The organism is Streptococcus sp. 121, assembly GCF_016458205.1.
In the GTDB taxonomy this organism is placed as follows: domain Bacteria; phylum Bacillota; class Bacilli; order Lactobacillales; family Streptococcaceae; genus Streptococcus.
This window is the reverse complement of sequence record NZ_JAEMED010000001.1, coordinates 36,257-52,065: the sequence shown is the minus strand read 5'-3', so window position 1 is coordinate 52,065 and position 15,809 is coordinate 36,257. Positions and strand designations below refer to the sequence as shown.

Below are 15,809 nucleotides of genomic sequence, written 5' to 3'. Positions count from 1 at the left end.
GAAATGGTAACTCTTGTTTGATTTCATACTTAACTAATTTCAAGATCAGATACTCACGGCATTTCAAAAAAATGACGAGCACAGCTGATGATGGTAGTTCAACAGGTCTGAGAGACCTGTTGAATATTATCAATTAAGCGTGTAAGACACGCAATCAGTAAGTTCATCAAAGAGGCTTGACAAAGTCAGATTTTGAAATCGAATGAGTATCAATAAGAATTGTTTATGACTCGCTAGACTAATGGGAGAAGACATATTGTTTGAATAGAGCAGCTTTGACTGTAGGGCTTAACTATTCTTCTGAAATATCTCGTTGCACTTCATTTTCTAATTCGAAAAAAGGTTGAATATTTTGAACATATTCTAAAACCCCCTGAAACTCTCCCTGCTGATCTCGGACGGCTTTATAAACAACATAAATAAAGGTTGCTTCATCCTTTTTAAACCACATTGGAACTTCGTCTCGCTGGCCTGTTCGAAGGAGGTCAATAATCGTTCGAACCTTCTCTACAATTTTTGGAGGGTGGCATAATTCTACGTGGCGTCCAACTTGGCTTGGCGTACGCTTAAACAACATTTCATCACTAGGGTGACTGACATTATAATACTGAAAGATATCATCTTTATTCACAAAACTTAATTCTAAGGGAAGATGGTTTAACAGCAAATTTGCCTGTTCAAGTGATAAGTACCCATGACCGAAGGGTTGGACTTGCTGTGTATCTACCAAAGTTTCCCTCATTTTTGGAGTAAACGAAATGGAGATTGTTCCTGCAGGTGTGTCAAGTTGGTACTGGTATGATGAATTTTCTGTCCCCTCTTCTGTTTCTGTGGCTGCTTCGAGAAATTCTTGGCGCTTGGGAATCCATTTGGCAGTTGGATGCACAATAGCATAGCCGTAAGCATCACTTTCATTTGCAATAGCAAGCCAATCGTCCTGTGAAAAGGTTTCTAGTAGGATCATTAATAAAATGGATTCCTCCTTGAAAATCATCTCTTCAAATTCAGTCGCAAACTGATCAAAGGCTTGACGGATGGGTCCTATATCATCCCCATTTAGATGATACTGGTTAAGAAGGAGTTGGCTCTCTTTAAAGAGATTACGAATATCATCATCCACTCCCCACATCACTCTCGGAGGAGCATCATGTCCGTATCTCTCCATAATCGGAAAAAAGAGTTTTTCCTTACGAGTATAGTGGTGTTCGAACTGAGATAGGAGTTTGAATTGTCTTTTTAAGCCTTGGAGCATCTGTGCGCTAATTTCCGGATCTAGGTCATGTTTCTCAAACTGATCAAACAAGCGTCGAATCCGTAGCAAGGCAGCCCGTAAAGCAAGATTTTCTTGCTTAAAAATAAAAACAGGATGTCCTTCTTGCTCACTATCAGCCACCTCAACATTCGCGATGGCCCCCTTAAAAAGATTAGCATGAACATTACACAATTTCATCACATCTTCAAAGGTAATGCCTGTATCACTTCCCATGAGCTCGTGTTCCATCATCGAAATCTCAAGGGCTGAGACTCCTGTAAAATGTTCATTAAATAGATCTTGAACAGACTCTGGACTGGCTCCATGATGCAAGTCTATTAAGATTTGCTTTAGTAAATCAATTCGTGTCTGATTAGTCATCTAATCCTCCAATAACTGTATAACCATTCCATTCCAATTGCTCTTGAATGGATTTCAATGGAATCTTTGCCAATTTCGAACCTTGCTTCAAACTTGTGATCTTTCCAACGGTATTGAGCATTACTGGATTGGATAGTGGTGTGAACCCCAGTTCAATCAAGAGATCTTTCACTTCGGGATGCTTATCTAAAACTTCGGCTACTGGAATTGTCAAATCAATTGTATTCATAAGCCCTCTCCAATATGGTTATCTTTAGTAGCTCTATTCTACTATACTTTTTTTAGATTTTGTATTTCCAATTTCAAAAACTCAATTCATTTTTTACATAAATAAATTTAAATGAGAATTTGTTTTCAAATGCAAGTCCGCATACTTCCCATTCTTGTAGTCTTATTTCAAGTAAGTAGGTCTTCCTGTTTTGGAGTGCGGTAACTGATATACTCTTTTAGTTTATCTTTTATTACTGTGTTGGCTCGTCTTGCCCTACTTATTTGAAACTTTCTTCGAAAGTTGTATCGGCAGCTCAAAATCTCCCCCAAAGATTTTGAGCTGTCTACGAATCACTGCCTTGTGCTAAAAGTAAACGAAAAGACTATAAATCCCGATTAATCCTTAAAAAGGAGCCGGATTTCTTCAATCTGGCTCCTGTTTCAGGATAAGGAATACTCTTTGGACCTTATTCGCTCACTTTCAGGATTCAATTGTTTTCCATGAGTGATTCGGTTTTCTTCTTAATCTAGTTTTTACCAATCAGTCCTTGACTAAGACAGCTTCTTGCTGTCCTAGTGGTATCGTTTGTTGGCTTGAAATCAAGACTCCCTTATTCTCATCACGTCCTTGCAAGTAATAGAGTGGTTGTTTCTGATTGTAATCCGCTACTGCTTCTTTGGCTAATAAACCAATTCCCTTCTCAGGATTTCGTAAGAGGTTAAAAATCAAGCCCATCTTGAGTTCAGGGAAATCACTAAGCATCGCATAGTCTCCATTACTGTCTCCAGCAATCAGAATTGGCTGGCTATCTCCCTGTTTTGGAGCCATAAATTGGTTAATCGTCTCTGTCTTACCGCTTCCCTGGGTCTGAGGGAAGGCTGAATCCAATTCTGGCATAATCACGCCTTCATCAGATTTAGAGAGACGCATGGCAAAGACATTTTCTTCTGGGACACCGTAACCGTATTCTTTAGAAGTCGCAAAAGGTAGAATAACATCATAGTAGGAAGCGGAGTTAACATAAACGTCAATTCCATTTTTCATTAGCATTTGGTATAGGTCTTGAACTTCTTTCACCGTCCGAATTCCACGTTTGAATTCGATTTCGACTTGTCCTGCTTGTCCTTTTTGACTTCCTGGGCTTTCCCAGGTTTCTGAGACTAACTCATCTTTCAAGGCTTTGGCAATGGATTCTTCAGATAGTTTTTGAACTTCTTCCGATGTCATCCCCGCATATAAATACGTTACCCAAGGATAAGAGATGTCTGAGCTAAAGGTATCCCCAATGGCTTCATAAAGGAATAGGAGTTTAGCTCTAAAATCTTTGTACTGATCTGTTTTTTGAATCTCTTCTAAGCTCTTCGTTCCTTCGAAGCCTTTGTATTCCTGATATAGATACTGGTAATCTGCCTCTAAGTCTGCTGAAATTTCCTTAATGGAAATCGCTTGGTCGTCTTCGTTTTGATAATCCTCGCTAAAAACATCTTCTGGAACTTGGGTTCGAATGACATTTCCAAATTCTACAGGAGTTACTTTAAAAGCAAGGTTCTCAATTTGATAAACAAAAGTGGCTTCCCCAATATCATTGATAATAGTCGTGTTATCCCAATCAAAAACGGCATATGGTCGTGCCTCTTCTGAATAGTTTGGAGAGGATTTTCCATACTCTTGAATCAGTTGTGTTAAACGTGCATGGGCTTTGGATTCCCAATTTCCAGACATCAGTATTTCTGTACTCTTTTGACTGGTCGAGGATTGCTCCAGCTTATCCGATTTGCTTTCCTCCTTGGTCATAGTAGCCTGACAAGCTCCTAAAAGTAGGCTGGTTCCGCATACTAAAACGGCTGCTGTTTTCCAATTCATTTTATTCTCCTTTTTCCTTTAAGGTTTAGCATAGTAACTTCCATAATCCCTAACAAAATTGTTTGGCAAAGCTAAATCGATTAATGTTTCCTTGTCCAAATACCTACGAATTTTTGATTCTTCTTTTAATCGATACAGCTCCAACCAATCGGGTTCCAAAAGTAAACTGGTTCCCATTGCTAGAAGAGGGATTCCAGACTCCAATGCCTCCTCACAATCTTCGGGTTTTCTCAATCTACCCACTCCGATTAGAGGCACACGTCCTTTTATCTTATCCCGAATGGCTAAGATGACTGGTACTTCTTCTTCTGGTTTTCGCAAGGAGGATCGCCATAAATTATCCATAGAAACATGCAGGTAATCAATTCCTAAGTGAATCAGCTGGTCTATTAATGCCAAGCTGTCCTTCAGTTCAATCCCTGGAACTTCAATTTCTTCTGGTGAGAAACGATAGCCCAATAGAAAGGGTTTCGGGCTCTCTTGCACAATTAACTGACGGGCACGTTTAACGAGGGTTTTGGCAAATCGCATGCGATTGTTTAAAGTTCCTCCCCATTTATCTTGGCGACGATTAGAATGAGGGGATAAAAATTGTTGAATCAAATAAGTATTAGCCCCATGAAGTTCGACACCATCAAAACCTGCTCGTATGGCTCGACCTATAGCATCCAGGAAATCTTGAATGACTTCCTCAATTTGAGCATTGGTCAGTGCTCTAGGAAGTTCAACTGCTCCATGTTCCGCAAGTACCGCACTCGGTGCAACGGGCTGTTCCGCGATAAGGTCTGATGGAACCATACGCCCCCCATGATAGATTTGCAGGATAGCTAGATTGCCTTGCGATTTCATGGCCTCTGCTAGTCTGGTTAGCCCAGGAATCTTATCATCCTCAGCAGCACTGAAACTATCCGCATAAGCCTGTCCAAGAGGGTGCACATAGGCACTCCCTGTAATCAGCAAGCCCGCACTTCCAGCCCGGCGCCTATAAAACGCCACATCCTCTTCCGACACAGCTCCACCCGCCAGACTGGCACTAATAGTCAGCGGGGCTAAGACTAAGCGATTCTTTGTTCGCATCCCATTGGGAAAAGGGTAAGAGGTTTCTAATTGCATCTTGTCCTCCTTCAGAAAAAAAGACGGATTCACCCTATAGCTGAGGAGAATCCGTGCTTCTTCTAACTATTCTGCCAGTCGGCAGGATAAGTAATGTAAACAAAGCGAGCCTTGCCTTTTACAGAAAACTGAATATCGCTCCCCTTTGGAATGAAGAGGGCTTGACCCGGCCCTGCTGACATCACTTCATCTCCAACAATGATGTCTAATTGACCGTCAATGACAAAGTCAACTTCATCATAGTCAAGATGCCAGGAGAAGGTGGTGTCCTCCATAGTCATCAAACCAAAGCCTAGACGTGGACTCTCCTCTAAACTAATTAAATCTCGGGTGTAGACCTGATCTTGAGCGTTTCCAGTGTCTAGTCGATCTTCTGGTCTCACATCCATTTGATTAACAGCTAAGGAGATGACCCCTGCTTTACTAACTTTTTTCGTAGATGACTCTGTTCCCAATTCTTCTAGGATAATCTGACGAACGAGTTTTTCTAACAGCTCACGGTTAATTTGACTCATAAACTACCCTTCTTTCTGCATGGATTTTGTCAAAATAAAGGCTAGAATAACAGCAGTCACTCCACCTACAATTTTTCCGACCATCATTGGGAAAATCATATCTGGGCTTTGACCAGCTGTGAAGCCAAGGTGGTCTCCAATCACAAAGGAAGCGGACACCGCAAAGGCCACATTGATGATTTTTCCACGATTATCCATATCTTTCATCATTTGGAACATGGCAATATTATTGGCCAAAGATGCTACCAAACCCGCGGCTGCCACATCGTTCATCCCTAAAGAATGTCCAATTTTAGCTAAAGGTTTGCTTGCTACTTTGGTGAAAACTGCTACTAATCCAAAAGCTCCTGCTAAGGTAACCGCAATGGTTCCGACAACTTCAAAGGCTTCAACCAAGGTCTCTGCTCCACTTGGGTACAGACCCAACAGCCATTCATTCCCTGTTAAGAGTTGAGCTGCTCCAAAAGCCAAGCCAAGAGTAGCAATGGTCACAATAACCTGTCCAAAGACCTCAAAGCCCTTAATCATTTTTTCAGGAGCCATCACAAGACCAAGGAAGATAAGGGCAGATACGATAATAATTGGAATTAGATTGATGAGCAAGGTACCAAATCCCAAGCCTGGTACTAAAAGACCACCCACTAAACAGCCTATAGGGACCGTTACCAATCCATAGAGAATCCCACGCGCCAACAAAGGACGATCCTCTTTTTCAATAATCCCAAGCGAAACTGGAATCGTGAAAACCAATGTCGGCCCCATCATGGATCCAAGAACATAGGCAGCAAATTTTCCAACCTCTTCATTTTCTGCCAAACTTAAAGCGAGGGGAGCTCCTCCCATATCATTGGCGATAAAAGTTGTTGCAAAAATAGAGGGATCGGCACCAACCAGTCCATAAATAGGGACAATAATTGGTTTTAACAGATCAGCTAGTAATGGGGCTACCACCATAATCCCAGCCATGGACAAGGCCAAGGCTCCCATGGCCATAATCCCTTCTTCAAATTGTTCACTCAGTCCTAATTTTCCACCAATACACTTATCAATTGCTCCAATCAGTAGGAAAAGGACCATCACATAAATGATTATCTCATTGATACTCATTTGCTATCCTTTCTAATCATCATCTTCATAAGCTACCTTATCGATGATGCCAACAATTAGCATATCAATTGGAACATCCACCTTATCCAAGGCCACACGAGCACTGCTTCCTGTCGTAACCAAAACTAAATCGCCTTGACCAGCTCCAATTAAATCTGCCGCAATCACATGAGCGGGATCTGTTTGTTGGTCATTTAATTGGCGTTCCACAATTAGAAACTTGAGACCATTCAAAGCTTCCTCTTTTCGAGTAGCCCATAAGCTACCCCTGACTTTTCCTACAAACATCTCCCTACTCCTTATTCAACTATCCTAATTCTATTTCGACGAAGGAAATCGCGAGCTAACGGGGTTATCAGCCAATCTTTGGCATCCAGGTGGTCACCTGGTAATAAGCCAAGAGCTTGTGCTTTTTCCTCTGTTAACAAAGTGCGTTTCCCGGTTTTAGCTGTGACTTCTTTCTGCTGTAAAAAATCTTTCAAGCCTACAAGATTTGTAAATCGTAGGCCGTATGAAGCAACTTTTTGTGTCAGGATTCCAACACCCTCACGCAAAGATTTGCTAGAACCGTTCGTGGACGGTGCCTGTCTCAAAACAAAAACAGCCTTTCCCTGCTGTAGAGCTTGTAGAATCCATTCCTCTAAGGTTGTCAATGGACAAAGATTAGCTAACCGAAAAATAGCAGCATCCGTTAAAGATTCAACAACTAGAAGCTTTCCATCTTGCGCATCTTCTACCACTTCAAAACCAAAATTTTGAATCTGACTCTTTAAGTTTTCAGAGCCAAAAACATAAACTTTTTCTAATTCTTTACCAGTATTGTCTACAGTCAATTTTTCCAAGAGGCGGTCTGTCACAGCTTGAATAAGCGCTTCAATTTGTGTCATACACAACCTCCTATTTTTCTGAAATTTTTACAATACGACCACGCATCCCTTTGACAAAGCCTGCTGCATTCGCTTCATCATAGTCAATGTGCATATAGGTCGCAAACTTCGGACTAACCCGTACCACAACATCATCGAAAATAAGCGGGCGTTGTCCCTCTGCTCGAACTTGAACAATTTCATGATTGGATACACCCAAGCGTTCTGCATCCTCTGGTGTCATATGAATATGTCTCTTAGCAACAATCAAGCCCTTGTCTAAAGAAACCGTACGGTTCCCATTCACAAGGACAATTCCTGGTGTCCCTTTGATGTCACCACTCTCCCTCACAGGTGCTTGAATGCCTAATTGCAAACAGTCTGTCGCAGATACTTCAACTTGAGATTCCTTGCGAACCGGTCCTAGAATGACCACATTTCGAAAGACCCCCTTAGGACCCAGTAGGGTTACTCTTTCTTGGGCTGCATATTGACCTGGTTGAGAGAGGTCCTTCATCTTTGTTAGCGCATATCCTGGTCCAAAAAGACTATCTAAATCTTCCTGGCTCAGATGTACATGACGGCCACTGGCTTCAATTTCGAAACTCGAATCAAGTTGTTCTTGAACCCGTTCCGCTACTTTTTCAATCAATGTTTCTAATTTCATAACACTTCCTCACTCCACAATCATGCTTTGAATTCCAGCCACTATTTCATTCAGCTGCCCTAGAAGCACTTCCTTTTGACTCCGCAACTCAGTTGACCAAGCCAACTCGTATTCATAACGAATTTGATCCAATTCTATCGATAATTGATAAAGTTCCAAGGCCCAAATCGGTTTTTCCAAGACATGATTCATTAGTCTGTCAGCATTCGAATCGGTTTGAACTCGATCAAACCCAAATTCTATTTCCTCTCCTTTTCTCAAGAGCTGAATTTGCTGAAAATAACGAAGTAACCTTTCTTCTTTATCAAGCAAATAATACTGACGTAAGACTTTTTGGGCTTTTAAAAAATAGGGATAGACCTTTTCCAAGCGAAATAAAGTGTCCGTGGGTAGAGAGAAAAATTCCGCTTTTTTCGAAGATTGAACTTCTTTCCATGAAACGTTAATTCGATGGTCTCTGAGGAAGCTTTTAGCAGAAGGAGTCAAAATGGATCCGGCATCTAAGCTCAGTTGACCAGACCTTTCCAATTGCAATTCCCGCAACATTTTGCGAATTCGTGCTTCCGTATACAAAGCCATACAGTCACTTCCTTTCCTACCCTCAAGGGAAAGTGAAAGGACCTCGTTCAGTTTTATACTCTTTTCGGTTATCTTTTATGACCGTGTTAGCTCATCTTGCCATACTTATTGGAAACTTACTTCGAAAGTTGTATCAGCAAGCTCAAAATCTCCCCCAGAGATTCGAGCTGTCTACGACTCGCTACCTTGTACTAAAAGTCTATATTAAATATCAAATGAACGACGGTCCTCGCCTCCTTGCTTCCTACTTAGGAAGAATAACTTCTACTTCAGAGTGTGGGCGTGGGATGACGTGTACAGAGATCAATTCCCCTACATTTTCTGCTGCCGCAGCTCCTGCATCTGTTGCTGCCTTAACCGCACCAACGTCACCACGAACCATAACTGTAACCAAGCCGGCACCAATTTGTTCTTTTCCAACCAAGGTGACATTAGCTGCTTTGACCATGGCATCTGCTGCTTCTATTGCGCCTACAAATCCTTTTGTTTCTACCATTCCAAGTGCGTTTGCGTTCATTGTTTGTTCTCCTTTGTGTTAAAAATGTTTATAAGTTTGGTAAGACTATTCAGCTTTGCCTGCAGGTAAAATAACTTCCACCTCAGCATGGGGGCGAGGAATAACGTGTACAGAGATCAATTCTCCTACATTTTCTGCCGCTGCAGCTCCTGCATCTGTTGCTGCTTTAACTGCACCAACGTCACCACGAACCATAACTGTAACCAAACCAGCTCCAATTTGTTCTTTCCCAACAAGTGTTACGTTAGCTGCTTTGACCATGGCATCTGCTGCTTCAATTGCGCCTACAAGTCCTTTTGTTTCTACCATTCCTAATGCGTTTGCGTTCATCATTTATTCTCCTTTTATTTTAGTTTTTCCAAAACTTTCGCAACAAGGGCTTCGATGAGAGCCTCATCACTCAATGTGCTTTCAGGTTTCAATTCTTTAACAACCTCTGCCACTTGATTTTCAGCCTTGCGTAAATCTGCCAAACTCCGCTGACCAGTTGCAATCCGACGGACATTAATGAGATTCATCGGACTGATGTTATCTGAGGTGGAACTGCCTCCAATCCCTCCACATCCCAAGGTCAAGGCTGGAAATAGATTGGTTGTGGCTCCTACACCACCCAGTGCTGAACCAGTATTCACCAAAAGTCGAGATACAGGTGTATAAAGACTGAAGTGGCGGATAATCTCCTGATTTTGACTATGGATGGCAAAGGTATGACCAATTCCTTCATTTTGCAAAATACTATTGGTTAAGGTACTTGCCTCTTTCCAATCTTTTACGGTATAGAATCCCAATACTGGACAGAGTTTTTCCATAGAGAACGGATGTTGCTTCCCGATCCCTGTTTCCCTAGCAATGAGAACACGCGCAGTTTCTGGAACCGAAAGACCGGCCAGTTTCCCAATTTCTGGAGCGGTCTTTCCGACCATTTGAGGATTCATAAGACCACTTGGTTGAATGACTGCTGCTCCCAATTTTTTGGCATCCGAATCGGGCACAAAGTAGGCTCCTTGACGCTGGAACTCTGCAATAACCGCTTCCTGATTCGATTGATCTACAATAATCGATTGTTCAGAGGCACAAATCACACCATTATCAAACGTTTTTGAATCCAGGATTTGCTGGACAGCGTGTGGGATATCCGCGGACGACTCAATATAGGCCGGTCCATTTCCAGGACCAACACCAATAGCTGGAGTACCTGAGGAATAGGCCGCTCGAACCATGGCTGTTCCGCCAGTTGCTAAAATCAGCTTGGTGTCTTTATGACGCATCAACTCATTGGTTGCTGAAATCGAAACACGATGAATTGACGTCACTACACCTGCTGGGGCTCCAACCGTTTTTAAGGCATCTTGAATAATCGCAACCGTTGCCTCAATACACTTGAGCGCATGAGGGTGAGGAGAAAAAATAATACTATTCCCTGTTTTTAAAGCTAACAAAGCTTTGTAAATAACAGTGGACGTTGGATTTGTTGAAGGAATGAGACCTGCAATCACGCCTACCGGCAAAGCAACTTCTGTTATTCCCTTTTTTGAATCTTCCGATAAAACACCAACCGTCTTTAAATCTCTTATTTCTTCATAGACTCCTTGTGAAGCTAGAGTATTTTTTAATACCTTATCCTCCCAGCGACCAAATCCGGTTTCTTCAACAGCCAGTTTAGCCAAGTATTCCCGTTGTTCATAACAAGCCTTGGTAACCACCTTGACTAGGGTATCAATTTGTTCTTGATTCCATTGGGCCAGTTCTTTCTGGGCCTTCTTTGCCGTCCGAATCAGGTTTCTCACCTCCTGAATCGACGCCAAGTCCTTGTCTTCAATAAACATAGACAATTACTCCTTTTCTATCTTACCAAGGGCTTCTAACAAACGAGCCTTATTGGCAAACTTAATCTCTTTCTTGCTAAGCTCAATCGCAGGTTCTTGATAAGCCAAACTCCGCAATTGGACCACTTTCATTGTTTCTAATTTATGAATATCATACTTAGAGGCTGGCTCCACCTCAGGTGAAGGGGCAATAACATCGCTCTCGATCTCTTCCTTTTTTGGAAAGAGCAAGTCTTCCGTTTGTTGGTCCAGGCGAGCAATGACATGACTGGTACGGAAATAGGATTTCTGACCCAGTTCTGCTTGCACAGCATCGACCGCTGCCCTAACTGCTCCGATGTCTCCCACAATTTGCACGTTTTTCAAACCGGATTTAACAGTTTCTGCTCGCAATAAATGAACATTTGCAGCTTTTAAGGCAATGTCCGCCGCAACGACTGCCCCCAAGAATCCCTTGACCTCAATGAGTCCTAATGCTTTTTGTGTCATAGGAATCACCTGCTATCTAGTATGTTCTTGGATTATCTGCAATCTGCTCCACAGTTCTTGCAAAAGCGTCACAGGCAGCTCGACAGGCTGATTGACTTCCGACCAAGAGTCCGCCAGCAAAATTGGTCTCACTTGGAGGTCCATAAAAGGCCCCAACTTGTACATCTGCTGCTTTTAAAGCTGCATCCAAGCCCACCATAGCCTCAGCTGGAGGAGCAATTAAGTAAGCAATAGCCGTCCCTTCGGTTGCATTGGCAGCTTGAGATAAATAGGATCCAGCCCGTGAGATACAATGGGCAAAATAAGGAATCGAATTGTCGTCATTGGCTGAGTAGAAACTAGCCCCGTTTTCAATCTCATAAACAATCACATCCAACGCACTCCGTACTTCTTCTGGATTGGGTCCTGCTACAATACCGATGACTTCACCAGCTAATTTCGTAGAGGCATTTCCTGCGCCCGCATACATACTACGAGCATAGACAATTTCAACATTGACAGCTTTTGTGGCTTCATCCAAAGCTACATAGGTCACATCATCACAGTCGGAAGTTACAATTCCCAAACTCCGATGATGGGGTTTTAGTTCCAAGGAAGCAGCCAAGCCTCTGTCCACATTTGGAATGAGCAAGGATGATAGAACACTTGCTCCTAATCGTTCCTGTCTTACCATTTCTTTCCCCTTTATCCTTTCAAGTCAACACCCGATTTTTTCTGATCGAGAATTTTTTTGATAATTTCCGCTACATAAGCACCTGCTTCAACCGCCGGAGTTCCTCCACGATGGATGTTTGAAAGGACAGTCCGTTTGGCTTCCGGCATTCCTCGCCATGTTTTATAAGCAATATAAGCACTCATGGATTCAGCTGTGACCAAACCAGGACGTTCGCCAACTAGCATACAAACCACTTCAGCTCCCGTAAGTTCAGCTACATGGTCCATCGCTCCCACCCGTGCATGTTTGATGAATAGTACCTCTGAAAAGTCTATTCCAAACATTTTCAAGCCTTGTTTCAATGCTGGTAGAAAATCTCGAAGATTGGCTTCAATTGCAGAGGAACTCAAACCATCCCCAACAATAACTTGGACCTTGGCATTAGGCTTGCACTCTCGTTTAATAATCTCTGCTTGATCATCTGGAAAGACACGTCCAAGGTCTGGTCTAGTCAGATACTCATCTTTCGAGGTCGGTGACGTATGTACTGGAATCAGTCCCATTTCTTCCACAAATTCTGGAGAAACATAGGAGAAAACTGCATCTTGAGCAGCCGCATGGTCAGCACGGAATCTTAAGACTGACTGGGTCTTATAACGTGTTCCAGCTCTCCATAGTCCTAAACGGGCTGGAGTAAACTTTTTAATTTTTCGATAAGCTTCTTCGTTCAAAGCACTCGGCACTAAAAATTGTTCCTGGATATTGACTTCTGTGATATCTTCAATCATTCCATCCTCAATGACGGATTCTTGACTTGGCTTATGACTAGTTTCGCTGACTTCAACTTCCTCAACACTCGGAGTGGCATCCTCCTTTACCATCTCACTTAAGAGCGAGCGGATCATGTCTTTTAATTGTTTTTCATCCACTTGCGTCCCTCCTTCTTAGTTCCGTTGCATAAAGATGGATCCATCTCCACCAAGGGCGGTCAACCGGCCGTTTTCCATAAGACCCATTTTTTCCATCCACTCTTCAAATTCTTTAATAGGGCGTTTGTCCAATAGATCACGCATGGTTGCAGTTTCATGGTAACCCGTTGTTTGGTAGTTAAGCATGATGTCATCACCATGAGGAATTGCCATGATGTAGTTAACATTGGCAGCACCGAGTAGTACCAACAAGTTCTCAGCATCATTCTGATCGGCCTTCATATGGTTGGTGTAACAGATATCACAACCCATAGAAATCCCTGAAAGTTTGCCCATGAAATGATCTTCTAAACCAGCACGAATAACTTGTTTCGAATCATAGAGGTATTCTGGTCCAATGAAACCAACGACTGTATTCACGAGGAAGGGATCAAAGTGTTTCGCAAAACCATAGCAACGAGCTTCCATGGTCACTTGGTCAGCGTCATAATGGGCATCTGATGACAATTCTGAACCTTGTCCAGTTTCAAAATACATCACATTCGGACCAGCTGCAGAACCAACTTTTAAGGCTGTATCACGTGCTTCTTGGATTGTTTTTGCATCAAAACCAAAGGCCGTATTTCCTTTTTCAGATCCAGCAATCGATTGGAAAACCAAACCTGTAGGAGCTCCTTGATTCATAGCTTCAATCTGAGTTGTCACATGAGCTAAAACACAGTGTTGTGTTGGGATTTGATACTCTTCAATAAAGTCATTGAATTTATGGAGAATTCGTTTGGTACTTTCGACAGAATCATCAACAGGGTTCAAGCCTAGTAGGGCATCTCCACATCCATATGCAAAACCTTCCATGGTGGAGGCCATAATTCCATCTGGATCATCCGTTGTATGGTTAGGTTGTAAACGTGAGGAGAAGGTACCCGGTACTCCGATAGTTGTATTAGCGGTTTTGGTAATGACAATTTTTTTAGCTGCCACAATTAAATCCAAATTGGTCATTAATTTTGCAACAGCGGCCACCATCTCAGAGGTCAAGCCTCTTGAGATCCACTGAATATCAACATTCTTGGTGTTGGTATCCAAAATCCACTCCCGTAATTCTTCAACTGTCCAGTGTTTGATTTTTTCATAAGTTCGAAGATTGACATCATCGACGATAATCCGAGTAACTTCATCTTCTTCATATGGTACAACTGGATTATTAAAGAGATCTGCTAAAGTCAGTTGTGCCAACACTACCTTGGCAGCAACTCGTTCTTCAGCTGATTGAGCTGCTACTCCAGCCAGTTGATCTCCTGACTTATACTCATTGGCCTTGGCTAGAACTTCTTTCACTGAAGAAAATTCATAGACACGACCAAACAATTTTGTTTTAAGAATCATGAAACCTTTCCTCCTTTAGGAATCAAATACTAAGGTTTTGACAACGATTGGAAGGACAGACCCCTCCACAAGCGGTTGTCCAATGTCGATATAATCGCCATTTTGAACATCCACGGAATCAATGCAAACAAAGGGATAGTCGGCAGGTAGGCGTGTATAAAGGCATTGTCCCAGTACTTTTGCCATGTCTTCTTGGAGAATGACTAAGAGCGGATATCCTTTTTGAATACTCGTCTTCATCCCTGACACAATCGCATCCGCATAAGCCTCAACCTCTAAAAAACTAGGACTTCGTTTACCTGAGAAAGCCAAAGCGATTTGTTGGACTTCATTTTCCAATTGAAACCACTCTGATTTCTGGGCTATCATCTCTGCCAAAGAATCACTTTCAAGCTCTTCATCGCTGGCAGATAGTTTTAAGACAGGTAGGTTTTTCAAAGGAAGGATACGGCCGATATAGGTAATGGTACTTCCACTAACATCGGTCGTATGACTACCAGCTCCTACAACTGTTGCCCGAATGGTTTCGGCAGATTGAATGACCTGTTTTTCGCGGAATATGGCCGATTGTCGAATGGCTCTGCCCAGTAAAATTCCAATATCTCCATAAAGAAAATCGTCTACCTCCTTGTCAGCCACTGCAATGGCATCAGCGACTCCTCCTGAGAAGGACACACAAGCAATGTCTTGCCCTTCCTTTAGAGCGTGATTGGTCACCAAAAGTTCAAAATAGGGACTGTTCTTCGGTAAACCTAAGGATTGTTCCATCACATCAACAAGTATCGTAATCAGTCTATCCAAATGTTGCCGATGAACAAGTTGTCCTAAAGACAAATCCAGGTTTTCATTTTGGATAATCTCTTGCAATTTTGGTGCAATGTAGCAAATCTTGTTTGAGTCATCAACTTTTAAAAGCCTTCCGCCTATATCAAAGCAGGCCGTATCCTGAATATCTCCCTCACGGAACAAGGCGTAATTAGAGGTTCCCCCTCCAATATCAATGTTAACAACCGACGTATGGTGCTTTTGTGAGTAGAGATGGCTACAAGCACCCTTTCCAGCAATTATACTTTCTAGATCAGGACCTGCGGTTGCGACTACAAAATCGCCAGCGTAACCACTCAATGCTTGCAGGACTTGACTTGCGTTTTCCTTTCGAGCAGATTCACCGGTAATAATCACAGCTCCCATCTGAATATCGCTCTTTTGAATCCCAGCTTTTTGATATTCCATTTGAAGAAAATTTTTAATATCGTCAACCAAGATTAGTTGGTGATCGGCAAGAGGGGTAAAGATAATATCACTCTTATGCAGAACCTTCTTGTCTGTAATATAGATGCGAGGAATCGTAAAAACCGATGCAATATTTTCAATCGTGAGTTGAGAGAGGACTAATTGAGTTGTGGCAGTCCCAATATCCAAACCAACACTTAGGATTTTTTCCGACATGAAA

At 42.3% G+C, this 15,809-nt stretch carries 18 protein-coding genes; all 18 read right to left on the bottom strand.

Translation table 11 applies throughout. The features are described from left to right. Window positions 1-292: 292 nt before the first annotated feature. On the bottom strand, window positions 293-1,633 hold the full coding sequence (locus tag JEQ21_RS00275; RefSeq protein ID WP_199363487.1) for a DUF438 domain-containing protein: 1,341 nt from the start codon (window positions 1,631-1,633) through the stop codon (window positions 293-295). Further along, window positions 1,626-1,862: a DUF1858 domain-containing protein gene (locus JEQ21_RS00270; RefSeq protein ID WP_196091087.1), complete on the bottom strand. Its 237-nt coding sequence runs from the start codon at window positions 1,860-1,862 to the stop codon at window positions 1,626-1,628. Before JEQ21_RS00270 ends, JEQ21_RS00275 begins: the two co-directional genes overlap by 8 nt. A gap of 522 nt (window positions 1,863-2,384) precedes the next feature. After that, complete coding sequence (locus JEQ21_RS00265; protein WP_199363486.1) at window positions 2,385-3,707, bottom strand: haloacid dehalogenase-like hydrolase; 1,323 nt, start codon at window positions 3,705-3,707, stop codon at window positions 2,385-2,387. An 18-nt stretch (window positions 3,708-3,725) separates the two neighbouring features. After that, window positions 3,726-4,820, bottom strand: coding sequence for an NADH-dependent flavin oxidoreductase (locus tag JEQ21_RS00260; RefSeq protein WP_199363485.1), 1,095 nt, complete (start codon window positions 4,818-4,820; stop codon window positions 3,726-3,728). Window positions 4,821-4,882: 62 nt separating this feature from the next. Further along, entirely contained in the window at window positions 4,883-5,335 is a 453-nt protein-coding gene (locus JEQ21_RS00255) for an ethanolamine utilization protein EutQ (RefSeq protein WP_196091090.1), read from the bottom strand. A 3-nt stretch (window positions 5,336-5,338) separates the two neighbouring features. Beyond that, complete coding sequence (locus JEQ21_RS00250) at window positions 5,339-6,442, bottom strand: ethanolamine utilization protein EutH (RefSeq protein ID WP_196091091.1); 1,104 nt, start codon at window positions 6,440-6,442, stop codon at window positions 5,339-5,341. Between the two features lie 12 nt (window positions 6,443-6,454). Continuing rightward, window positions 6,455-6,730, bottom strand: a complete 276-nt coding sequence (locus tag JEQ21_RS00245) for a EutN/CcmL family microcompartment protein (protein WP_196091092.1) — start codon at window positions 6,728-6,730, stop codon at window positions 6,455-6,457. An 11-nt stretch (window positions 6,731-6,741) separates the two neighbouring features. Then, window positions 6,742-7,329 (bottom strand): hypothetical protein, encoded by a 588-nt coding sequence (locus JEQ21_RS00240; RefSeq protein WP_199363484.1) that lies wholly within the window; start codon window positions 7,327-7,329, stop codon window positions 6,742-6,744. 10 nt (window positions 7,330-7,339) lie between these two features. Continuing rightward, window positions 7,340-7,975 carry an ethanolamine utilization phosphate acetyltransferase EutD gene (eutD, locus tag JEQ21_RS00235; protein ID WP_199363483.1) on the bottom strand — a complete coding sequence of 212 codons (636 nt, stop codon included), beginning with the start codon at window positions 7,973-7,975 and terminating at the stop codon, window positions 7,340-7,342. Window positions 7,976-7,984: 9 nt separating this feature from the next. Beyond that, the gene (locus JEQ21_RS00230; RefSeq protein ID WP_196091095.1) at window positions 7,985-8,554 is read right to left on the bottom strand and encodes a hypothetical protein; all 570 of its coding nucleotides are present in this window, start codon (window positions 8,552-8,554) and stop codon (window positions 7,985-7,987) included. Window positions 8,555-8,798: 244 nt separating this feature from the next. Next, a complete protein-coding gene (locus tag JEQ21_RS00225) occupies window positions 8,799-9,071 on the bottom strand; it encodes a BMC domain-containing protein (RefSeq protein WP_199363482.1) in 273 nt (90 codons plus the stop codon). Between the two features lie 45 nt (window positions 9,072-9,116). Continuing rightward, window positions 9,117-9,404 carry a BMC domain-containing protein gene (locus JEQ21_RS00220; protein WP_199363481.1) on the bottom strand — a complete coding sequence of 96 codons (288 nt, stop codon included), beginning with the start codon at window positions 9,402-9,404 and terminating at the stop codon, window positions 9,117-9,119. A gap of 11 nt (window positions 9,405-9,415) precedes the next feature. Next, entirely contained in the window at window positions 9,416-10,897 is a 1,482-nt protein-coding gene (locus JEQ21_RS00215; RefSeq protein WP_199363480.1) for an acetaldehyde dehydrogenase (acetylating), read from the bottom strand. 6 nt (window positions 10,898-10,903) lie between these two features. After that, window positions 10,904-11,386, bottom strand: a complete 483-nt coding sequence (locus tag JEQ21_RS00210; protein WP_196091098.1) for a BMC domain-containing protein — start codon at window positions 11,384-11,386, stop codon at window positions 10,904-10,906. A gap of 16 nt (window positions 11,387-11,402) precedes the next feature. Continuing rightward, window positions 11,403-12,059 carry an ethanolamine utilization microcompartment protein EutL gene (gene eutL / locus JEQ21_RS00205; protein ID WP_196091099.1) on the bottom strand — a complete coding sequence of 219 codons (657 nt, stop codon included), beginning with the start codon at window positions 12,057-12,059 and terminating at the stop codon, window positions 11,403-11,405. An 11-nt stretch (window positions 12,060-12,070) separates the two neighbouring features. Continuing rightward, entirely contained in the window at window positions 12,071-12,970 is a 900-nt protein-coding gene (gene eutC / locus JEQ21_RS00200) for an ethanolamine ammonia-lyase subunit EutC (protein ID WP_199363479.1), read from the bottom strand. Between the two features lie 15 nt (window positions 12,971-12,985). Further along, on the bottom strand, window positions 12,986-14,356 hold the full coding sequence (locus tag JEQ21_RS00195) for an ethanolamine ammonia-lyase subunit EutB (protein ID WP_196091101.1): 1,371 nt from the start codon (window positions 14,354-14,356) through the stop codon (window positions 12,986-12,988). A 15-nt stretch (window positions 14,357-14,371) separates the two neighbouring features. Continuing rightward, window positions 14,372-15,805 carry an ethanolamine ammonia-lyase reactivating factor EutA gene (eutA, locus tag JEQ21_RS00190; RefSeq protein WP_199363478.1) on the bottom strand — a complete coding sequence of 478 codons (1,434 nt, stop codon included), beginning with the start codon at window positions 15,803-15,805 and terminating at the stop codon, window positions 14,372-14,374. Between the last annotated feature and the right edge of the window lie 4 nt (window positions 15,806-15,809).